This window comes from Bradyrhizobium betae, assembly GCF_050632175.1.
GTDB classification, from domain to species: domain Bacteria; phylum Pseudomonadota; class Alphaproteobacteria; order Rhizobiales; family Xanthobacteraceae; genus Bradyrhizobium; species Bradyrhizobium betae_B.
On sequence record NZ_CP192576.1, the window covers coordinates 447,664 to 466,767 of the forward strand.

The window sequence follows — 19,104 nt, forward strand, 5'->3', positions numbered from 1 at the left end:
CCCGAAGCATGACGCGCATCAAAGACGCATCGCCCGGGCGCCGTCATGATTTCGCAATCCTGCCGTAGCGAACATTTGGCGGCGAACGGCTTTATCAGTGCGGAGACCGCCACTTCGGGGACCTCGATCATGACTGAAACGACGCATCACGATGCCGCGGGGCGCAATCGGCTGCTGGCGGCAGCGGCTCGAGGAGATGGCGAAGTTCGAACGGAAGGAAAACGAATTCCGCCAGAAGGATCGCCGGGAGCGCGCCGCCGAACTTCACCTTCCTCTCGACCCGATCAATGTCCAATAGGGCCGCCCACGAGCGGGCCATTGGTATCCTAACACCTCCAACAAGCCATTGACGGCGCAGCGAAATCCCTCGGCGACCTACTGTGCATGGGGTTGTTTTCGATGTTTCTGCGGCGGCGCGTGGCCGCCCGGCAATGGCAGTCCCCCTCCGCCCATGCTGCGCCTACATCAGCGCCAGCAACCCGATGCCGATCACCAGCACCACAAAGCCAACCGCCGTCGCGGCGGCGAACGAACGCTCTACCTTGTCCATGATGCGACCCCGCTTGCCGGCGAACCACGTTTCCCCATGGCCGCGCCTGACGGTGCGAAATCTCGCCCGCGGCTGTGGCTCCAGTCGTGCGATCGGATGGCCAAATTGGGACGTGTGCGGGGCCAGTCTGCGGCCTGTTCGGGAGCGGCTGTCGATCGCCGTCAGGCACCCGTAAGCCTGCTCCCCTAATCTTCCTCGGCCCGGTGGACCAACACCGGGTCTCCATACCAGCCCGAGGACCCCGCTCTGCCCCGAGCGGGGTTTTTGGCGTGCTGGCACGAGCGCGGATTCGATCGGCCGGCCTGTCAGGCTGTCGTAAGCCGGGCAGGCTAGTGTTCTCCGGCTATGGTGTTGCAGCCCAGCACCTCAGCCTCCAACAACTCATCCACCCGCTTGGCTCTCCCCAAGCGGGTTTTTTCATGCCCGCGGGCAGGATCACGGCGCCCTCTCCTCCCGCGTCAGCCGCAGCGCGAAGGCGCGGATCACGGGCGCCGCCAGCAACACGATCGGCAGCATCACGGCCCAGGCGATCAGCCACGACGCCATCCAGTGCTCGAGGAAACTCATTGCGCTGGCTGCGGGAAAGCTGGCGATGCCCGCCGCGACCAGCGAGGTCAGGCCGGACTGGATGATGCCGAAGACGAAATGACTGTAGCGGCGGGGAATGCCGAGCATGACGCATCCTTGTTGCTGGCAGGGCATCAGGTCAAGCAAGGCACGTGCCGCCACTCGCCATGGATCGTCCGTGGTTCTCCCACCCTGAACAGAGTTCCCGCGCCTCGCCGAGGGCGCATCCCAGTGCAGGGCGACGAGTCGCACCGTCGCGTCAGGATCGTCGGCCACTCACCTCAGGCGCCTGCGCGCGCGGCGCGGGCTTCACGAGCCATTCGCCTTTCGAAATCCACTTCGTTTGTTTCGGACCACGCGCGATTTCCAGATTCCGACGATCTATCCATGGGTTACCGGCAGATTTCGCTTGTCGCGGGAATATTGTGACGCCCAACATGTTTGCGATCATGGAAGTGAATCGTGGAGGTGACCATGAATCACAGGGGCGTCGAGTTCACCGTCGCCAAGACCGCCATACCGGGCATCTGGCAGTGGCAGTTCCGCATCGGTGAAGAGACCAAGACGGGCAAGACCGAGACGAAGATCGACCTGCTGGCGATCCGCCGTGTGCAGCTACGCATCGATCGGGAGTTGAAGGCGATCGGACAGAAGGCTTGACCCCGTAGAACCGAGATCGGCGGCGGCCTCGCGGGTGAAAACGCCTAGTCCGCGCTGGGCAGCCGCCGCATGGTGAATTCGATCTCGCCGCCGGGCAGTTCGCGCCAGGCCTCGACGGCGCTCATATAGCCCGCCTTGGGATAGCGGGCGAAGAAGGCCTGCGCCCTTGCCCGCGCCGCCTCACGCGGCAGGGTGAAAGTCTCACGCAGATATCCGTCGCCGCGGCTTTCGCCCGGCCGGCCGCCCATCTTGCGCCGGCGCGCCATCCGCTCGGCGAGATCCCGCGGACGATCGGCCATCCCGTACCTCCACTACGCAACACGCATTCAGGAATGTAGGGCGCGACCGGACGAAGAGGAGTCCCTGCCGGAGGCGTCAACCGCTTCCGATCGGACGATACGATCAATTGGGGGTCGTGCTGGACTTCTTCTTCGGCGCGCTGGTTGCGGCCGACGCCTTCGGCGCAGCAGACGGTTTCGGCGGATCGGAGCGCATGCCGCCCCAGGGATCGTTGGAGGCCTTGGAGTCCGGAATCTTCTTCAGCGTTTCCTTGTAGGCCCGGTCACGCTCGGCTTCCGCAGCCTTCTCTTCCGGCGTCTTGCTCGGGCCGTCCTGCAGCAAATTGAGATTGGGCATTTGCGCGTAGGCCGGTCCCGCCAGCACGGCCAGCAGCACCGCCGCCATACGGAAAAGCTTCATCATGTACTCCCTAGGTCCATCAGGGACGGATCAACCGCGCCTGGTCGTCCCTGTCAACCGCCCGCCGAGGGCCGCATCCGCTGCACCATATCGGGCCAAGTCAGGCATTTTCAAGCCGACCGACCGGCGCAAGACCGGGTGACTTTGCCGCGGCAATCCGCGCAAGATGGCCGCAACATCCGGCAACACAGGGGAAACGACAGCAATGCCATCGCAGCCAGAAGCCGAGTTCGGCATCACCGAGGCCAGACGCATCCTCAGTGAGGTCTTCGCACCATGGGTCCAGGATCTCAACCTCACCGTCGAGCGCATCGAGCACGCGCAGCCGGACGATATGCCGGACTGGCAGCCGAGCGCGCTGCTTCGCATGCCGTTCTCTGAACGCCTGTGCCGCAACGGCGGCGTGGTCTGCGGCCAGGCGCTGATGGCGCTCGCCGACACCGCGATGGTGATCGCGAACCTCGCCGCCAACCGCGGCTATCGTCCGATGACCACGGTCGACCAGACCACGCATTTCATGCGCGCGGTCTCCTCCTCCGACGTGCTCGCCGACGCCCGCGTGGTGAGGCTCGGACGCACCATGAGCTTCGGCCGCGTCACGCTGCTCTCGGCCACCGACAACAAGCCGGTGGCGATGGTATCGAGCGCGTTCGCGATGTTGCCGGGCTGAGCGTCATCCCGAAACAACAGGGCCGCGTGAGCGCAAAGCGCACCGCGGCCCTTCGTCACATTCGCATCGAAGCGAGAGGCAAAAGCGCAATCGCATCCGCGCTCCAGCCGGCGCACGTCGAGCATTACTTGCCGAGGATCTCGTCGGCCGCGGTCACGATGCTGACGGTCGGATTCTTTCCGCAATAGGCGCCGAACTTCTTGGCGTTGTCGATGAACACGTCGGTGTCGATGATCGCATTGTCCTCGTCGCCCTTGTACCAGCCGTCCATCCAGGTCAGCACCACCGAGATGTTGTCCTCTCCGCTCTCCAGGAACTGCTTGCAGGTCATGGTCGAGAGGTCCCATTTGACGGCATGGGCGGGCATCGATGACAGCGAGAGCGCAGCGGCGAACAAAAGCGAAATCGTGGTCTTCATCAGTATCTCCATCGGCGCGAGACGCCATAAAAGAAAAGGCTTGTGGGGAAAGTCGGCGGAGCGACTCCGCTTCAACGTCGTAAACGAAGTTCTGAAGCGCTGCGCAAGTAGCGCCAGTATTGAGTTTAGTTCAACGTAATTTCTATGCACTATTTGACAAGCGTCAGTAGGGATTAACGCGAATGATCGAGAAGCGTGCAACGCAGCGGCACCGTGTTTTTAAGGGCGGAAAGATCATTTTTGAAAACAGCGGCATCGCGTGCACGGTGCGAAATATGTCGTCCAGCGGCGCGGCGATCGATGTCGAAGGCTCCGCCACATTGCCGCAATCGTTCACGCTGTCGATCGCGCGCGACAATTTCGTGCGGAATTGCCGTGCCGTTTGGCGCAGCGACAGACGCGTCGGCCTCGCTTTCGTACGGTAGTACACATGGTGTGAATGCTCGTTCGCAACGCGCGCACGATGCGGTGCTATGTTCGCCCGATACGACGTCTGCGACGCCAGCGCAGGCTCCCGATCGCGAGCACGACGATCGCGAACACGACCAGTGAGGCCTCCGCAAAAAATCGTCCGCCCGGACGATCGATCGTGCGCGACCACAATGACCGCCCCTCGCCCGGCCGCGCCAGACGAAACGCAACGACGCTGTCGCCGATCGAGGTGCCCGCCTCGGAATGGCCGCCGGCTCCGATCGCGACATATTGCTCGCCGTTCCAGAGATAGGTCATGGGATTGGCGACGCCGGGCACGGGCAGCCGGCCTTGCCACAGCTCCCTGCCGCTTCGCGCATCGAAGGCGCGCAAGTAAGCGTCCATCGCACCGGTGAAGACCAGACCACCCGCGGTGACCGCGAGCCCGTTCACGAGCGGCGCGCCCCAGGGCAGCGGCACGCCGAGCGGCGCGAGGTCCTCGGTGGTCCCGACCGTCGCACGCCAGATGATCTTGCCGGCCTTCAGATCGACCGCGACCATTTCGCCCCAGGGCGGCTTGTTGCAGAGCAATCCGAGCGGCGACATCATCACCGCACGCGACATCGCGAACGGCGCGCCGCGCTGCTGGCCGAAATCGTGGCCGGGCGGCGGATTGAATCCGGCGGCCTCGGCGCGCGGGATCAGCCTGATGAGATGAACGGCGCGGCCCGTGTTGGCGTAGAGAATCTGATTGAGCGGATCGAACGCAGCGCTGCCCCAGTTCACCCCGCCGCCCGTGAACGGAAATTCCATCGTGCCCTGCGTCGAGGGCGGCGTGAACAGCCCGTCGTTGCGCGCCTCCGCGAACTGCTTTTCGCAAGCAGAGCGGCGCAGGCCCGGCCACAGCGAGAGCGCATCGTCGGTCGAAATCGTCTGCGATGTCAGCGCCGGCACATGCGTCGGATACGGCTGTGTCGGCGACAGCCGTTCCCCGCGGCGCCGCCCTGCGGCACCGCGCGCTCCTCGACCGGCCACACCGGCTTGCCGGTGTCGCGGTCGAGCACGAAGACAAAACCCTGCTTGGTCGGCTGGATCACCACGTCGCGCTGGCCGTCACCGGTATCGAGGCGCGTCAGCGTCGGCTGCGCCGGCAGATCGTAGTCCCAGACGTCGTGGTGCACGGTCTGGAATGCCCACACGAGTTCGCCGGTCTCGATGCGCAGTGCGACCACCGAATTGGCGTGCTCGTTGTTGCCCGGCCGCTTGCCGCCCCAGAAGTCCGGCGACGGCGAGGATGTCGGCAGGAACACCAGCCCGCGCGCCGCGTCCACCGACATCGGCGCCCAGACATTGGCGTGACCAGCCTCGATGCCGTCGCGCTTCAGTGGCTCGAAGGTCCAGCGTGCCTGACCCGTGCGCGCATCGAACGCGCGCACCACGCCGCTCGGCGCGTCGACGCGGCGGTTGTCACCGATCGCAGAGCCGACCACGATGACACCGCGGCCAACGGCCGGCGGGGAGGTGATCTGGAATTCGCCGGGCCATTCCAGCGCCGTGCCGATATCGAGCCTGATCTGCCCATTCTCGCCAAAGCCGGTACAGGGAGCCCCGTCTTCGCGTCGAGCGCGATCAGGCGAACATCGTTGGTGCCCATGAAGATGCGCGATCGACAGGCGGCATTCGCAGGCGCCCCATCGTCGATCCAGTACGTCACGCCGCGGCAGACGTAGCGATTGGCGGGGCGTTGATTTGTGGCGATCTTCGGATCGAAGCGCCACTTCTGCACGCCGGTGCCGGGATCGAGCGCAATCACCTCGTTGAAGGGCGTGCAGAAGATCAGGCTGTCTTCGACGAAGAGTGGCGTCGCCTGGAATTTTGTTCGCCGCATCAACTCTGGCGGACGGGCCGCAAGATCGCCGGTGTGGAATTCGAACGCCCGGACCAGATGACCGACATTGTCGGGCGTAATGTCTCGCAAGAGCGAAAAGCGCGAGCCGCCGGCATCGCCGCCCCAGCTGTCCCAAGCCATGCACGGCCATGACGCAAGCAGGAGAAGCGCGAGGACAGCGGCCAAACAGCACGGGCGGGTCGCCAACGCCCGCCTCGCCTATTTCGGTTTCTTGACGGGCTCGGCAGGACGCGCACCGCCCCAAGGGTCGTACTTCTCCTTGGGCTCGGGAATGCGGCTCGAGCTGCGGCCTTGTAGGCCTTCTCGTCGACCTTGGGCTTGTTGTCCGCCTTGGGCGCGCCCTCGTTCGGCTGGCCTCTGCCACGGCCCTGCGCCTGTACCGACACGGCCATCAGTGCCAGCAGTGCGGCCGCTATGACCAAAACTCTCATTGGAGCAATCCCCCTCGTCCGGGGTACAAACTAGCCTGCAATCCCGTAATAGCAAATGTACCCGGCTGCCGGATCTTCAGCAAATCTTGATCGGCCGGGACTTCGCCAGATCACATTTCTGACTATCTGTTGGCCCGCAGGGGACCTTCACGGATGTTGCGGATTGTTGCTCATGCGGCGCTGATCGCCGCCGCGCTGGCACTGGCGTCTTGTGGCTTTGCCGACAGCCGCGCGCCGGTGCCCGAGTTCATGCGCCTGAAGGAAGCCGAGCCGCCGCCGCCCGAACCCGCCCCCGACGTCAAGCGCGTCGTGCGCGAGCAAGTCAACGTGGTCTTCCTCAACACGTCCTATCCGCGCGAGGTTCAGGTGGCCCCGCCGCATCGCGAGGTGCGCGGAGCGGGCTGGACGGCCTGCGTCCGCGCGCAGCTCACCTCCGCCACCGGCTCCCAGCTCGGCACCCAGATCTACATCGTGACGATATCGGACGGAAAGGTGGTCGATCGCCGACGTGCCGAAGCGGACGACATCTGCGGGTCGGAGAACTACGAGCCCATATAGCACCTCGCCGACGTCACGCGGCGCTTTCCTGTTGCTGGAACTGCTCGTATGCCGCAATCGCATCCGCGGCATACATCAGCGACGGCCCGCCGCCCATGTAGACGGCCATACCAAGCGCCTCCTCGACTTCCTCGCGCTTAGCGCCGAGCTTGACCAGCGCTTCGGTGTGAAAGCCGATGCAGCCGTCGCAATGCGCGGCGACGCCGAGCGCAAGCGCGATCAGCTCCTTGGTCTTCTTGTCCAGCGCGCCGTCCCGCGTCGCGGCCTGCGCGAGCATCGCAAACCCTTTCATCGTGTCGGGAATGTCGCTGCGCAGCTTCTTCAGGTTGGCCGAGATGTTCCTGGTGATATCGACGTAGTTCTTGTCCATCGGACCCTCGCTAGCTGAGTGTAGTGGTCGAAGTCGCCTCGCGCGGCGCGCGCAGGGCGATATAGATCGCGGGAATCACCAGCACGGTGAGAAGAGTCGACGACGCAAGCCCGAACAGCAGCGAGATCGCCAATCCCTGAAAGATCGGATCGAGCAGGATGGTCGCGGCGCCGATCATGGCAGCAAGCGCGGTGAGCAGGATCGGCTTGAAGCGGACCGCGCCGGCCTCGAGCACCACCTCACGAAGCGACTTGCCGTCCCCGCCGCTGTGCCTGATGAAGTCGACCAGCAGGATCGAGTTGCGCACGATGATGCCGGCCAGCGCGATGAAGCCGATCATCGACGTCGCCGTGAACGGTGCAGCCAGCAGCCAATGTCCGACGAGGATTCCGATCAACGTCAGCGGGATCGGCGTCAGGATGACGAGCGGCAAACGGAAACTCTTGAACTGGGCGACGACCAGCACGTAGATGCCGAGGATCGCCGCACCGAAAGCCGCGCCCATGTCGCGGAAGGTCACCCAGGTGATTTCCCATTCTCCGTCCCACAACAGCGTCGGACGCGACTCATCCACCGGCTGCCCGTGCAGACTGATCGCCGGCTTCGGGAGATTGCCCCAGTCATGGGCATCGACGCGGTCGGCTACTGCAAGCATGCCGTAGAGCGGCGCCTCGAAGCGCCCGGCAAGTTCGGCCATTACCATGTCGGCGAAACGACCGTCGCGGCGGAAGATCGTCGGCGAGCCCTCCTCCATGGTCGCCTTCACGACCTGGCCGAGTTCGACCACCGTCTTGCTGCCGGGCACCGTGTTGGCCGGCACAGGCGTGGAGGCCAATGCCTCATCCCAGACCAGATCGCGCTTGCCCAGATGTACTGCGATCTCGATCGGGTTGCGGTCCTCGCCGCGATGCGAGTAGCCTATCGAAATGCCGCTGAACAGCGCCTGGATCGTGTCGTAGACATCGCGCTGCTCGACGCCGAAGAACTCGAGCCGATCCTGGTCGATCGAGAGCCGCAACCGCGGCCGCTTCTCCCCGATCGAATCGTCGACATCGACGATGAACGGCACTTCCGCAAAGACCTTCTTGAGCTCGGCCGTGACCGCGCGGCGCGTGGCCGCATTGGGGCCATAGACCTCGGCGAGTAACGTCGAAAGCACCGGCGGCCCGGGCGGTACCTCGACCACCTTGATGCTGGTGCCCTTGGGCGGATCGAGTGCCTTCAGCTTCTCGCGCAGCTCCAGCGCGATTTCATGGCTCGCGCGCTTGCGATCGCCACGCGCAGCCAGGTTGACCTGCACTTCACCGAGCTCAGGCCTCTCCCGCAGATAATAGTGCCGCACAAGTCCGTTGAAATTGAAGGGAGCCGGCGTGCCCGCGTAGGATTGCAACGAGGTGACCTCCGGCAATTGCCGGGCGATCTCGGCCGCGCCGAACAAGGTGCGCTCGGTCGCCTCCAGGCTTGCGCCCTCCGGCAGGTCGACGACCACGGCGATCTCGGACTTGTTGTCGAACGGCAGAAGCTTGACGGTCACCGACTTGGTTGCAAACAGCGTCATCGACAACAGCGTCGCGATGCCGACGCCAAGCAGGAATATCCAGGCAGAACGCCTGCTGCGCACGATCGGCGTGGCAATGCGTCGGTAGAGCCGGCCCAGGCGTCCTTCGTCATGCGCTGCATGCGCGGATGTCATTTCGCCCTTCGGGGCCAGCTTCAGCATCAGCCACGGCGCGACCACCATGGCGACAAAGAAGGAAAACAGCATCGCCGCCGACGCGTTGGCGGGAATAGGCGCCATATAAGGGCCCATCAGCCCCGACACGAACAGCATCGGCAACAGCGCCGCAACCACGGTCAGCGTCGCGACGACGGTGGGATTGCCGACCTCCGCAACGGCCTCGATGGTCGCCTGCAGGCGCGGCCGGCCGTCGCGCATGGCCCAGTGCCGCGCTATGTTCTCGACGACGACGATGGCGTCGTCGACGAGGATGCCAATTGAGAAGATCAGCGCGAACAGGCTGACGCGATTGATGGTGTAGCCCATCAGGTTGGCGGCGAACATCGTCAGCAGGATCGTCGTCGGAATCACGACGAAGGTCACCAACGCTTCACGCCAGCCGATCGCGATTGCGATCAGGACGACGATCGAGACGGTCGCGAGCCCAAGGTGGAACAGAAGTTCGTTGGCCTTTTCGTTGGCGGTCTCGCCATAGTCGCGGGTCACCGTGACCTGGACATCCTCGGGGATCAGACGCCCCTTCAATCCCTCCAGGCGGTGATTGATATCGGCAGACACAACCACCGCATTGGCGCCGGCGCGCTTGGCGAGTGCGAGGCTGACCGCGGGCACCCGGGCCCACTGCCCCTTCTCGTCCCGCGCATCGTTCCAGACCCGGTGTTCGATCGTATTCGGGCCGATGATGACGCTCGCCACGTCCTTGACGTAGACCGGCCGTCCGTCTCGGGTCGAGATCAGGAGCAGGCCGATATCGGGAATACCTGCGAGCGTCTGGCCTGCGGCGACGTTGCGAACGATGCCGGCATCGCGAACCTGGCCGGCCAGGAACGAGCGATTGGCGTCCTTAACCTTGGCTACGAGCTGTTGCAGCGTGACGCCGAACAGCGACAATTTTTCCGGATCTGGCTCGACCCTGATCTGCTGCGCCGCGCCCCCGGAAATGTAGGTCAGTCCGATGCTGTCGACCTTCACGAGCTCCGAGCGGAGCTTGTCGGCGAGCTCGAACAGATCCTTGTCGGTCCAGCGTTCCGCCGCTTCCGGCTTCGGCGAAAGCGTCAAGACGGTCACAGCGACGTCATTGATGCCGCGGCCGACGATCGAGGGTTCGGGAATTCCAACCGGGATGCGATCGAGATTGGCTCGAATCTTTTCATGAACACGGAGAATCGCGTCCTCCGCCTTGGTGCCCACCAGAAACCGCGCGGTGACCATCACCCGGTCGTCCTCGGTCTGGCTGTAGACATGCTCGATGCCGTCGATGCCCTTGACGATTGCCTCGAGCGGCTTGGTGACGAGCTCGACCGCGTCGGGTCCGCGCAAGCCGTCGGCGTTGACGCGGATATCGACCATCGGGACGCTGATCTGCGGCTCCTCCTCGCGCGGAATCACGATGACCGCGATCAGACCGACGACGAAAGCTGCGATCAGAAACAGCGGCGTCAGCGGCGATGCGATCGTCGCCTTGGTGAGCCTGCCCGAGAGTCCGAGATTCACGGCCGCACCAATTGGTCGCCGGCGCGAATGCCGGACAGGATCTCAAGTCCGTCGGGAAGCGCGGGCGTCGGCAATTCCGGACCGCGCTGCACCGGCACGTCGATCACCCCGCCGCCTTTTTGCAGCCGCACGTAGTCGATGCCGAACCGGGTCGTCACGTAGCCTGCCGGAACGATGAAAGCCGGCCGCGCGCCACCGGAGATCCAGACCCGGAGCCGATCGCCTACGAAATATTCGCCGAGCCCATCGACGGTCGCATCCGCAATGACCCGTCCTTCCTCGATCAGCGGATAGACCAGATCGACAACGCCCCACTTGGCGGCTTCGCCGCCAAGCTCCGCGCCGTCGACGCGAACCTTGTCGCCGGCCTTGAGACGGCGCGCATGGCGCTCCGGCACCCGCAAGCGTAATTTGAAGTTCTGTTGCGCGACCGTGACGATGGGATCACCTGGCAATACGACAGAACCAATCGTGATGAGCCTCTTCAGCACGCGCCCCTCTGTCGGCGCCAGCACCTGCCCCTGGTTGAGTTGCTCGTTGATCACGGCACGCTCGGCGGTCTTGGCGCGAAGGCCGTTCTCCGCCACGTTCAGCGCGGTCCGGGCCTCGTCGAGCTTGACGCGCGGAAGCGTGCCGCGCTCGACCAGACCTTCGATCCGGGTGAAATCGATCTGCGCCTGGTTGGCCTGCGCCTGCAGTGCTTCGATCTGCGCATCCAGAGACTTCATCTGCAGACCGAGCTTCTCGTCGCCGATGGCGGCGATCGCCTGCCCTGCGGTCACGCGATCGCCTTCCCTGACGTGGAGCTGGACTACGGTTCCGCCGATGCGCCCGCGCGCCGGTACTACGCTGATGCTCTCGACCGTGGCAAAGACGGCCTTTTCGTCGGTAACGACGTGTTGCGCCACCGTCAGCGTTTCCGCCGTCGCGAGACTGGCATGCAGGGTGGCGGCCGCGAGCGCGACCAGAAATCCCAAGGTGCGCATAAGGTCTATCCGCATAATCATGAAGCCGTCACACCGCGGCACGGTGCGCCTCCGTCATCTCGTTGGTTTTATCCGGTGGGACGTTGATCTCGCTCAAGGCGCCGCCACGCGATCGCTCGTAGATTTTATTTCGCTCTTGCGGATTTCGGTGCGCAGAACACCTGATACAGCGTCTTCAGGACCTCACGCGCCGGCTCACTTGCGATCGAGTAGAAGATCGTCTGCGCGTCCCGGCGGGCGGACACCAAGCCATCCTTGCGAAGGAGCGCAAGATGCTGGGAGACCGTGGAATCCCGCAAGCTGAGGAATTCGGCCAGCTCACCGACCGATCGTTCGCCGTCGATCAACTGGCAAATGATCAGAAGCCGGTGCCGATTCGAGAGCGCCTTCAGCAATTCGCTCGCCTGATCGGCCGCCCGTTCCATGACTTCGCTGTTTATTTTCATACTTGCGTATATACGCAATTACGAATATATCGTCAAGCACAGAACGGCCGGAACTGAACCGGCGATCGACATTCAACGGGAGGTCCCCATGGCGGAAATCGTCGTAATCGGAGCCGGGCTTAGCGGAACGCTGATGGCCTATGAATTGCTGCCACAGTTGAGAAAGGACGATCGCCTGAGCGTGATCTCGCAGGGCGCCGTCTATCATTTCGTTCCGTCGAATCCCTGGGTGGCAATCGGCTGGCGCAAGCGAAACGAGATCGAGATCGATCTCGAAGAGATCATGAAGCGCAAGGGTATCCGCCTGCTGACGCAGGGCGCCAAGCGCGTGCATCCGGCGGAGAATCGTATCGATCTCGGCGACGGTACCTCGATCGACTACGACTATCTGGTCGTCGCGACGGGTCCCGAGCTTGCGTTTGACGAAATCCCGGGCCTCGGTCCGCAAGGCCACACGCAATCGATCTGTCACGTGGACCATGCCTCGCACGCCAACGAAGCGTTTGAAAAGCTCGCAGCCAATCCCGGCCCTGTCGTGATCGGCGCGGTCCAGGGCGCCTCCTGCTTCGGGCCGGCCTACGAATTCCTCTTCATTCTGGAAACCGAGCTGCGCCGCCGCAAGCTGCGCGACCGGGTGCCGATGACCTTCGTCACCTCCGAGCCCTATATCGGCCATCTCGGCCTCGACGGCGTCGGCGATACCAAGGGGCTGCTCGAAAGCGAGATGCGCGAGAAGCACATCAAGTGGATTACCAACGCGCGCATCGACAACGTCGGGCCGGGCATGATGTCGGTGGAGGAGCTTGCCGAGAACGGCACGGCTCACAGGGCGCACGACCTGCCCTTTGCCTATTCGATGATGCTTCCCGCCTTTCGCGGCGTCGAGGCGGTGCGCGGCATCGAGAAGCTGACCAATCCGCGGGGCTTCGTCATCGTCGACAAGCATCAGCGCAATCCGTCCTTCCCCAACGTGTTCGCAGTCGGGGTCTGTGTCGCGATCGCCCCGATCGGGTCGACGCCGGTGCCGGTCGGCGTGCCGAAGACCGGCTTCATGATCGAATCCATGGTGACGGCAACGGCGATGAATATCGGAGCCCTGTTGCGCGGTCATGTTCCGACCGCACAGCCGACGTGGAACGCGATCTGCCTCGCCGACTTCGGCGATTCCGGCGTCGCCTTCCTGGCGCAGCCGCAGATCCCGCCACGCAACGTGAATTGGTCGTCCAAGGGCGAGTGGGTTCACTACGCCAAGGTCGCCTTCGAGAAATACTTCATCCGAAAGATGCGGCGGGGCGAGAGCGAGCCGTTCTACGAACGCTTCCTGCTCGACAAGCTGAACATCACCAAGATCAAGGAGGTCAGGACGGACGCATGAGCGAGACAACCCAGATCGTCTGCGGTCATTGCGGGCGCATCAACCGCCTGCCCGCCGGGCGCGCGCCGGAAGGCGCGCGCTGCGGCGCATGCCACCAGGCGATGTTTACCGGCCACCCCGTCGAAGTGGACGAAGAAGCCTTCGAACGCCATGTCGCCAACAGCGACATCCCGGTGCTCGTGGACGTCTGGGCGCCCTGGTGCGGACCATGCCGGGCGATGGCCCCGATGTTCGAGCGGGCCGCGCAGCAACTGGAGCCGAAAGTCCGGCTGTTGAAGCTCAATTCCGACAATGCGCCTGCGATGTCGTCACGATTCAACATCAGCGGCATCCCGACCCTGTTGCTGATGCACGGCGGCCGCGAAATCGCTCGCCACGCCGGAGCAATGGATGCGCGCAGTATCGTGGCCTGGACGGAGTCCGGGCTGACGCGCTCGCAAGTCACACCAAATCGCACAAAGAGGAGCTCACTATGAATCTCGATAAAGCCGTTCTCGCCTTCGCCGGATGCGTCGTTCTGCTCGGACTCGCGCTCGGCACATATGTGAATGCCTACTGGTACCTGCTGACGGCGTTCGCCGGCCTCAACATGATTCAGGCGTCGATCACCGGCTTCTGCCCGGCGGCAATGGTGTTCAGGAAACTCGGCTTGCGCAGCGGTTGCGCATTCTCGTGAACGCGGCCCTGCGGACGCAACCCGCTCGAGGGAACACAGCAATGACCTACCATTTCTCGAAGACCGTCGACATGCCGTTCGACGCGGCCGTGACGGCCGTAACCGCAGCCCTGCAGAAACACGGCTTCGGCGTTCTCACGCAAATCGACGTGAAAGAAACCCTCGGCAAGAAGATCGGGGTGGACTTCCGCCCTTACCTGATCCTCGGCGCGTGCAATCCGAAGCTTGCCTACGAAGCGCTGACGCTCGAGGACAAGATCGGCACGATGCTTCCGTGCAATGTCGTAGTTCAACAGCACGATCCCGGCGTTGTCGAGATTTCCGCGGTTGATCCGGTCGCGTCGATGGCATCGATCGAGAACCCTGGACTTGGTGCTGTGGCCGGCAAGGTGCGCGAACTGCTCAGGCAGGTCGTCGCCGACGTCGCCTGAGCACATATTATTGATCGCGAGGAATTCCGCCCATGACTGACGACACCCTCATCGAGGGACCTCTCTACGAGAAGCGCAGGAAGGTCTATCCGCAGTCGGTCCATGGCCCCTTCCGCCGCATCAAATGGGCAATTCTCTGCGTCACACTCGGGACTTACTATCTGCTCCCCTTCGTGCGCTGGAATCGGGGGGCCGGCCTGCCCGACCAGGCCGTGCTCGTCGACCTCCCGCATCGGCGTTTCTACTTCTTCTTCATCGAGCTGTGGCCGCAGGAGGTCTACTACTTCACCGGCCTTCTGATCATCGCCGCGATGACGCTGTTTCTGATGAACGCCGTCGCCGGCCGGCTCTGGTGCGGATACATGTGTCCGCAGACGGTGTGGACCGACCTGTTCTACGCGGTCGAGCGCTGGGTCGAGGGCGACCGGCGCGAGCGCATGCAGGGTGACAAGCGCTACTGGACGCTGGACCACATCCGAAAGGTCGCGCTCAAGCACTTCCTCTGGATCATGATCGCCTGGTGGACCGGCGGTGCCTGGGTGCTGTATTTTGCCGACGCACCCACACTGGTGAAGGAGCTGGCGACCTTCCAGGCGCCCTTCATCGCCTATCTCTGGATCGGCATCCTCACCGCGACGACCTACCTCTTCGCCGGCCACGCCCGCGAGCAGGTCTGCATCTACATGTGCCCGTGGCCGCGCATCCAGGCGGCGTTGACCGACGAGTGGGCGCTGAACGTCACCTATCGCCTCGACCGCGGCGAGCCGCGCATGTCGGTCAAGAAGGCACAAGCCGCCCGCATGCACGGAGAGCCCGCCGGCGACTGCATCGACTGCCATCAGTGCATCAATGTCTGCCCGACCGGCGTCGACATTCGCCACGGAATCCAGCTCGGCTGCATCCAGTGCGGCCTGTGCATCGACGCCTGCGACAACGTCATGCGCGAGATCGGCCGGCCCGCGGGCCTGATCGGCTATGACACCGACATCAACATGCAGCGCCGGCGCGAGGGCAAGACGCCGATCTACCGCATCATCCGCGCGCGCACGCTGATCTATGTCGCCGCCATCGCCGTCGTCGGCAGCATCATGCTCTACACGCTGGCCACGCGCGCGACCATGGACGTCAACGTACTGCACGAGCGCAATCCGCTGTTCGTGCAGCTGTCGGATGGCGGGGTGCGCAACGACTACACCGTGCGCATCCTCAACAAGGGCGCGCAGCGATCATTCGCAATCAAGGTCTCCGGCCTGCCCGGTGCGACCATTCGCGTCGCCGGCGTCGAGACCGAGCCCGACGGCAGGCCAGTCGTCGAGGTTGGGCAGGATCAGACCCACGAGGTCAGACTGTCGGTGCAGGTCGGCCCGGCCAATCTGCCGCAGACGTCGCGCGACATCGACATCGCCATCACCGACACCGCCAGCGGGGCACGCGCAAGCGCCCGCGACCACTTCATCCCGGGCGACAAATGATCCCCTCATCGCCGGCACCGGCCGCCGGATGGTCAATGAGACATTAACGCTACCACTCGAATTGACGCGACCTGCCAACGGTATCTTTCCAGTCTTTGCGCTAAACATGGCCGTGCAACACGGGCGTGGCCCGCGTGAACGGGGACGACGGGACGTGGTCGATATCGCGCATGAGGCTGCGATCAATCCGGCATCGGCAAGAGATGCCGCGGCGGCGCACGCGCTCGTCCCGCTCATCTCCATCGACCCGGGCCAATGGCGCGCGCTGGCGCAGCGCGCGATCGAGCCGAACGGATATTACCTGCCGGGCTGGGAGCTTGCCGTCAGCGCCGCCGCGCGCGGCCGCACGGATGCTTCGACGCTGGCCGCATTCGACGGATATTCCTCGCGGCTGATCGGACTGATGCCTGTGATCTCGCTCTGGCGCGCCCACAAGATTCCCCTGCCCGCGCTGGTGAGCGCGCATCCCTACGGCACGCTCTGCAGCCCTCTCATCGACCGCGACGCTCCGATCGAGGCGGCCACGCGTCTGTTGCAGCAGGCGCGCGCCGCCGGAGCCCATGTGCTCGTTCTGAAAGATGTCGCGCTTGACGGTGCGGCGATGAATGCGCTCGGCGAGGCTCTCGATCGCGACGGCCTGAAGCCGCGCGTTCTATCCTCCTACATCCGCGCGAGCCTCGATGCGACGCGGGATGGCGAGACGCTGCTCCGCGAGGCGCTCGGCGCCAGACGAGTCAAGGAGCTCCGCCGTCAGCGCCATCGCCTCGAAGAGCACGGCCCCGTCCTGTTCGAGGTTGCGCGCAAGCCCGACGAGATCCGACCAGCACTCGAAACATTCCTGCAGCTCGAAGCCAGCGGCTGGAAAGGCAAGCGCGGCACCGCGCTGGTCCAGCATGCGGGCGATGCGACCTTCATCCGCCGCGCCGTCCCGGCACTCGCCGAGACCGCGCAATGCGAGATCATAACCTTGCGCACGGGCACCACACCGGTGGCCGCCGGAATCGTGCTGCGCCACCAGGACCGTGCCTTCTTCTTCAAGCTCGGCATTGACGAGCGCTTTGCAAAATATTCGCCGGGTGTGCAGCTCACGCTCGAGCTCACCCGCCACCTCTGCGCCGATCCCGCCATTGCCAGCGCGGATTCCACCGCAAGCGCGGATCACCCCATGATCAATCCGATCTGGCGCGGGCGCTTCGCGATCGGTGACGTGCTGATTCCGCTGCGGAGGAACGATCCGGTCGTCGCCCTGATTCACGCAGCGTTGACCGGCCTCAACCTCGCGCACGAGGCCGCGCGGCGCGTGGTCCGCCGGCTGCGCAAATAAGCTACTCCGCCGCCTGGGCGTTGATTTCCGCCGAGACCTCGCGGATGGCACGGGCGAGCAGGTTCGGATCCTGCGCGCCTGATACGGCGTATTTCTGCGCGAACACGTAGGTCGGCACGCCGGAGATGCCTTTCTCGGCGGCTTCCTGCGCATCAGCCGAGACGCGTGCGACGTCCTCGTCGGTGGCAAGGCGCTTGCGCACGTCATCGGCATCGAGACCGATATCCGCAGCGGCCTGCACCAGCACGTTGACGTCGGTCAGGTCGCCGCCGTCGCGGAAGTAGAGCTCCATCAGGCGCTGCTTCATCTCGGGTGCCTTGCCGATCGCTTCGGCCCAGAGGATCAGGCGATGGCAGTCGGTCGTGTTGGGCTGGCGCGCGACCAGTTCGGGCCGATAGATGAGGCCCTCTTCGCCCGCCGCCCCGACCACGCGGCCTGCAATGCCCTTATAGGCCTCGACCGAGCCGAACTTCTGGGTGAGATACGCCTCGCGGCTGATTCCTTCGCGAGGCACCCAGGGATTGAGGAAGAAGGGACGGAAATTGAGCTTGACGGGAACGTCGGGCACGAGCGCCAGCGCGCTCTCGATGCGATGCTTGCCGATATAGCACCAGGGGCACACCACGTCGGAGACGACATCGATCTGGAGCGGTTTAAGGGTGCTCATTGGCGCCTCGTTAGGATGGTGTGGTTTTGTCCGAAGATAAGCCGAACTCCGCCTGAGGCAAGGGCCTGAAGAAGCGTCTGAGGCAAGGGTGTTAGCCCAGATCTGCGGCCATCTGCTTCAGCCGCTCGGCGGTGCGCTCGTCCGCCGGAAAGAACGTCTCCAGCGCCAGCTCGGACAGGGTGATATCGACCGGGGTTCCGAACACCATGGTGGTGGAGAAGAAACTAAGTATCTCACCGCCAAGACGGAGCTTGAAAGGGATCGCGACATTGTCGCTCGACAGCGGCGCCGAGCGCGCCGGGATGGGATAGTTCTTCAGATCATTGTAGAGCTTGATCAGCTCGGAATCCGCAGTCGCCTCGCATTGCCGGTGCAGCCGCTCCAGCAGGTGTCCGCACCATTCCGCCAGATTGACCGTGCGCGGCGCCAAAGCCTCGGGATGAAACGCCAGCCGCAGCACGTTGACGGGCTGGCCGAGCAAGCGCTGCGGAATGCCGTCGAGCAGAGGTGCCAGCATGCGGTTGGCGGCGACCAGATTCCAGTGCCGGTCATAAGCCAGCGCCGGATTGGGCTCATGCGCCCTGAGGACGAGGTCGATCGCCTGACGGGCTGATTTCAAGGCGGGATCCTCCAGCGGGCGTTGCGGAAAGGCCGGCGCGTAGCCAGCCGCGACCAGCAGCACGTTGCGTTCGCGCAAGGGTACGTCGAGGCGCTCGGCAAGCCTGAGCACCATGTCGCGCGATGGCGCGGCGCGGCCGGTCTCGACGAAACTCAGATGCCGCGCGGAGATCTCGGCCTCGCCGGCGAGATCGAGCTGGCTCATGCGGCGGCGCTGCCGCCATTCGCGCAAATGATCGCCGATACGGGCCGGCTGGCTGTGTTCGGCGCGTGCCGTGGATGCATGTGCAGTCATGGTCGAAAACCTAGCATGCGGATTTCGGCCCTTCCATTACCCCCGGGGTAATCGAATTCCACCTCGGCCCCGCGCATCTTCGATCGCAACAGGAGATGACCATGCTCGCGCTGCTGCTCTACCGGACCGTCGCAGACCACCTCGTCCCCTTGGCCATCGCGTTCGCCACACGGATGCTGGCGCGCAGCCTCAACATGCCGGAGCCGCTGGTGCATTCGACCGGCGACTACGTCGTCGCGCGGGTCACGGCCTTCGAGCACAGCGTCGGCAGAAGTCTCTGCCCGTTCCGTCTCGCCCGCCTGCTTCGCGCCTGGTGGCGCGGACTGCATTAAGTTTACC

21 protein-coding genes and 2 pseudogenes are annotated in these 19,104 nt (G+C 64.3%); 11 read left to right on the plus strand and 12 right to left on the minus strand.

Annotated features, from left to right (window positions below; all coding sequences use genetic code 11):
- Positions 1-985: 985 nt before the first annotated feature.
- Positions 986-1,225: a DUF2798 domain-containing protein gene (locus ACQ86E_RS02355; protein WP_431204024.1), complete on the minus strand. Its 240-nt coding sequence runs from the start codon at positions 1,223-1,225 to the stop codon at positions 986-988.
- A gap of 366 nt (positions 1,226-1,591) precedes the next feature.
- On the opposite strand from ACQ86E_RS02355, the gene ACQ86E_RS02360 reads away from it, so the two are divergent.
- Entirely contained in the window at positions 1,592-1,777 is a 186-nt protein-coding gene (locus ACQ86E_RS02360; RefSeq protein WP_431204025.1) for a hypothetical protein, read from the plus strand.
- A 44-nt stretch (positions 1,778-1,821) separates the two neighbouring features.
- Here ACQ86E_RS02360 and ACQ86E_RS02365 read toward each other — a convergent pair whose 3' ends face one another.
- Both ACQ86E_RS02365 and ACQ86E_RS02370 read right to left on the minus strand, forming a co-directional pair.
- Complete coding sequence (locus ACQ86E_RS02365; protein WP_431204026.1) at positions 1,822-2,076, minus strand: hypothetical protein; 255 nt, start codon at positions 2,074-2,076, stop codon at positions 1,822-1,824.
- A 103-nt stretch (positions 2,077-2,179) separates the two neighbouring features.
- Positions 2,180-2,476 (minus strand): hypothetical protein, encoded by a 297-nt coding sequence (locus ACQ86E_RS02370; protein ID WP_431206378.1) that lies wholly within the window; start codon positions 2,474-2,476, stop codon positions 2,180-2,182.
- Between the two features lie 205 nt (positions 2,477-2,681).
- Between ACQ86E_RS02370 and ACQ86E_RS02375 the strand changes: the two genes are divergently transcribed.
- Entirely contained in the window at positions 2,682-3,146 is a 465-nt protein-coding gene (locus ACQ86E_RS02375; protein WP_431204027.1) for a PaaI family thioesterase, read from the plus strand.
- A 124-nt stretch (positions 3,147-3,270) separates the two neighbouring features.
- Here ACQ86E_RS02375 and ACQ86E_RS02380 read toward each other — a convergent pair whose 3' ends face one another.
- A complete protein-coding gene (locus ACQ86E_RS02380) occupies positions 3,271-3,564 on the minus strand; it encodes an HdeA family protein (protein ID WP_431204028.1) in 294 nt (97 codons plus the stop codon).
- Positions 3,565-3,746: 182 nt separating this feature from the next.
- On the opposite strand from ACQ86E_RS02380, the gene ACQ86E_RS02385 reads away from it, so the two are divergent.
- Positions 3,747-3,989 carry a PilZ domain-containing protein gene (locus tag ACQ86E_RS02385; RefSeq protein WP_431204029.1) on the plus strand — a complete coding sequence of 81 codons (243 nt, stop codon included), beginning with the start codon at positions 3,747-3,749 and terminating at the stop codon, positions 3,987-3,989.
- Between the two features lie 46 nt (positions 3,990-4,035).
- Here the strand turns inward: ACQ86E_RS02385 and ACQ86E_RS02390 are convergent.
- Positions 4,036-6,004, minus strand: a pseudogene (locus ACQ86E_RS02390) (pyrroloquinoline quinone-dependent dehydrogenase).
- A gap of 78 nt (positions 6,005-6,082) precedes the next feature.
- A pseudogene (locus tag ACQ86E_RS02395) lies at positions 6,083-6,315 on the minus strand (hypothetical protein).
- 153 nt (positions 6,316-6,468) lie between these two features.
- On the opposite strand from ACQ86E_RS02395, the gene ACQ86E_RS02400 reads away from it, so the two are divergent.
- Positions 6,469-6,873: a hypothetical protein gene (locus ACQ86E_RS02400; RefSeq protein WP_431204030.1), complete on the plus strand. Its 405-nt coding sequence runs from the start codon at positions 6,469-6,471 to the stop codon at positions 6,871-6,873.
- Between the two features lie 13 nt (positions 6,874-6,886).
- Here the strand turns inward: ACQ86E_RS02400 and ACQ86E_RS02405 are convergent, their stop codons facing one another.
- From ACQ86E_RS02405 to ACQ86E_RS02420, 4 genes are all read right to left on the minus strand, one after another.
- Positions 6,887-7,243 (minus strand): carboxymuconolactone decarboxylase family protein, encoded by a 357-nt coding sequence (locus ACQ86E_RS02405; RefSeq protein WP_431204031.1) that lies wholly within the window; start codon positions 7,241-7,243, stop codon positions 6,887-6,889.
- A gap of 10 nt (positions 7,244-7,253) precedes the next feature.
- Positions 7,254-10,475 (minus strand): efflux RND transporter permease subunit, encoded by a 3,222-nt coding sequence (locus ACQ86E_RS02410; RefSeq protein ID WP_431204032.1) that lies wholly within the window; start codon positions 10,473-10,475, stop codon positions 7,254-7,256.
- Positions 10,472-11,461 carry an efflux RND transporter periplasmic adaptor subunit gene (locus tag ACQ86E_RS02415; protein WP_431204033.1) on the minus strand — a complete coding sequence of 330 codons (990 nt, stop codon included), beginning with the start codon at positions 11,459-11,461 and terminating at the stop codon, positions 10,472-10,474. Before ACQ86E_RS02415 ends, ACQ86E_RS02410 begins: the two co-directional genes overlap by 4 nt.
- Positions 11,462-11,586: 125 nt before the next feature.
- Positions 11,587-11,886, minus strand: a complete 300-nt coding sequence (locus ACQ86E_RS02420; protein ID WP_431204034.1) for an ArsR/SmtB family transcription factor — start codon at positions 11,884-11,886, stop codon at positions 11,587-11,589.
- A 109-nt stretch (positions 11,887-11,995) separates the two neighbouring features.
- Here ACQ86E_RS02420 and ACQ86E_RS02425 point away from each other — a divergent pair, with 109 nt between their 5' ends.
- The 6 genes from ACQ86E_RS02425 to ACQ86E_RS02450 all read left to right on the plus strand — a co-directional run bounded on the left by ACQ86E_RS02425 (position 11,996) and on the right by ACQ86E_RS02450 (position 17,185).
- Positions 11,996-13,282: an NAD(P)/FAD-dependent oxidoreductase gene (locus ACQ86E_RS02425; protein WP_431204035.1), complete on the plus strand. Its 1,287-nt coding sequence runs from the start codon at positions 11,996-11,998 to the stop codon at positions 13,280-13,282.
- The gene (trxC, locus tag ACQ86E_RS02430; protein WP_431204036.1) at positions 13,279-13,758 is read left to right on the plus strand and encodes a thioredoxin TrxC; all 480 of its coding nucleotides are present in this window, start codon (positions 13,279-13,281) and stop codon (positions 13,756-13,758) included. Before ACQ86E_RS02425 ends, trxC begins: the two co-directional genes overlap by 4 nt.
- Positions 13,755-13,958 carry a YgaP family membrane protein gene (locus ACQ86E_RS02435; protein ID WP_431204037.1) on the plus strand — a complete coding sequence of 68 codons (204 nt, stop codon included), beginning with the start codon at positions 13,755-13,757 and terminating at the stop codon, positions 13,956-13,958. The genes trxC and ACQ86E_RS02435 overlap by 4 nt, the downstream gene beginning before the upstream one ends.
- A gap of 41 nt (positions 13,959-13,999) precedes the next feature.
- On the plus strand, positions 14,000-14,389 hold the full coding sequence (locus tag ACQ86E_RS02440; protein WP_431206379.1) for a DUF302 domain-containing protein: 390 nt from the start codon (positions 14,000-14,002) through the stop codon (positions 14,387-14,389).
- Between the two features lie 32 nt (positions 14,390-14,421).
- A complete protein-coding gene (gene ccoG, locus ACQ86E_RS02445) occupies positions 14,422-15,861 on the plus strand; it encodes a cytochrome c oxidase accessory protein CcoG (RefSeq protein ID WP_431204038.1) in 1,440 nt (479 codons plus the stop codon).
- A 154-nt stretch (positions 15,862-16,015) separates the two neighbouring features.
- The gene (locus tag ACQ86E_RS02450; protein ID WP_431204039.1) at positions 16,016-17,185 is read left to right on the plus strand and encodes a GNAT family N-acetyltransferase; all 1,170 of its coding nucleotides are present in this window, start codon (positions 16,016-16,018) and stop codon (positions 17,183-17,185) included.
- A 1-nt stretch (position 17,186) separates the two neighbouring features.
- Here ACQ86E_RS02450 and ACQ86E_RS02455 read toward each other — a convergent pair whose 3' ends face one another.
- Together ACQ86E_RS02455 and ACQ86E_RS02460 are read right to left on the minus strand one after the other, a co-directional pair.
- Positions 17,187-17,852 carry a DsbA family oxidoreductase gene (locus ACQ86E_RS02455; protein ID WP_431204040.1) on the minus strand — a complete coding sequence of 222 codons (666 nt, stop codon included), beginning with the start codon at positions 17,850-17,852 and terminating at the stop codon, positions 17,187-17,189.
- A 91-nt stretch (positions 17,853-17,943) separates the two neighbouring features.
- Positions 17,944-18,765 (minus strand): helix-turn-helix domain-containing protein, encoded by an 822-nt coding sequence (locus tag ACQ86E_RS02460; RefSeq protein WP_431204041.1) that lies wholly within the window; start codon positions 18,763-18,765, stop codon positions 17,944-17,946.
- Positions 18,766-18,866: 101 nt separating this feature from the next.
- On the opposite strand from ACQ86E_RS02460, the gene ACQ86E_RS02465 reads away from it, so the two are divergent.
- Positions 18,867-19,097 carry a hypothetical protein gene (locus tag ACQ86E_RS02465; RefSeq protein WP_431206380.1) on the plus strand — a complete coding sequence of 77 codons (231 nt, stop codon included), beginning with the start codon at positions 18,867-18,869 and terminating at the stop codon, positions 19,095-19,097.
- Positions 19,098-19,104 lie beyond the last annotated feature (7 nt).

Coding starts and splice junctions, on each gene's coding strand:
- ACQ86E_RS02420 (WP_431204034.1), bottom strand. CDS start 11,886: ATGGAACGGGCGGCCGATCAGGCGAGCGAATTGCTGAAGGCGCTCTCG.
- ACQ86E_RS02425 (WP_431204035.1), top strand. CDS start 11,996: ATGGCGGAAATCGTCGTAATCGGAGCCGGGCTTAGCGGAACGCTGATG.
- ACQ86E_RS02440 (WP_431206379.1), top strand. CDS start 14,000: ATGACCTACCATTTCTCGAAGACCGTCGACATGCCGTTCGACGCGGCC.
- ACQ86E_RS02365 (WP_431204026.1), bottom strand. CDS start 2,076: ATGGCCGATCGTCCGCGGGATCTCGCCGAGCGGATGGCGCGCCGGCGC.
- ACQ86E_RS02415 (WP_431204033.1), bottom strand. CDS start 11,461: ATGCGCACCTTGGGATTTCTGGTCGCGCTCGCGGCCGCCACCCTGCAT.
- ACQ86E_RS02455 (WP_431204040.1), bottom strand. CDS start 17,852: ATGAGCACCCTTAAACCGCTCCAGATCGATGTCGTCTCCGACGTGGTG.
- ACQ86E_RS02460 (WP_431204041.1), bottom strand. CDS start 18,765: ATGACTGCACATGCATCCACGGCACGCGCCGAACACAGCCAGCCGGCC.
- ACQ86E_RS02400 (WP_431204030.1), top strand. CDS start 6,469: ATGTTGCGGATTGTTGCTCATGCGGCGCTGATCGCCGCCGCGCTGGCA.
- ACQ86E_RS02465 (WP_431206380.1), top strand. CDS start 18,867: ATGCTCGCGCTGCTGCTCTACCGGACCGTCGCAGACCACCTCGTCCCC.
- ACQ86E_RS02380 (WP_431204028.1), bottom strand. CDS start 3,564: ATGAAGACCACGATTTCGCTTTTGTTCGCCGCTGCGCTCTCGCTGTCA.
- trxC (WP_431204036.1), top strand. CDS start 13,279: ATGAGCGAGACAACCCAGATCGTCTGCGGTCATTGCGGGCGCATCAAC.
- ACQ86E_RS02360 (WP_431204025.1), top strand. CDS start 1,592: ATGAATCACAGGGGCGTCGAGTTCACCGTCGCCAAGACCGCCATACCG.
- ACQ86E_RS02355 (WP_431204024.1), bottom strand. CDS start 1,225: ATGCTCGGCATTCCCCGCCGCTACAGTCATTTCGTCTTCGGCATCATC.
- ACQ86E_RS02405 (WP_431204031.1), bottom strand. CDS start 7,243: ATGGACAAGAACTACGTCGATATCACCAGGAACATCTCGGCCAACCTG.
- ACQ86E_RS02435 (WP_431204037.1), top strand. CDS start 13,755: ATGAATCTCGATAAAGCCGTTCTCGCCTTCGCCGGATGCGTCGTTCTG.
- ACQ86E_RS02375 (WP_431204027.1), top strand. CDS start 2,682: ATGCCATCGCAGCCAGAAGCCGAGTTCGGCATCACCGAGGCCAGACGC.
- ACQ86E_RS02370 (WP_431206378.1), bottom strand. CDS start 2,476: ATGAAGCTTTTCCGTATGGCGGCGGTGCTGCTGGCCGTGCTGGCGGGA.
- ccoG (WP_431204038.1), top strand. CDS start 14,422: ATGACTGACGACACCCTCATCGAGGGACCTCTCTACGAGAAGCGCAGG.
- ACQ86E_RS02385 (WP_431204029.1), top strand. CDS start 3,747: ATGATCGAGAAGCGTGCAACGCAGCGGCACCGTGTTTTTAAGGGCGGA.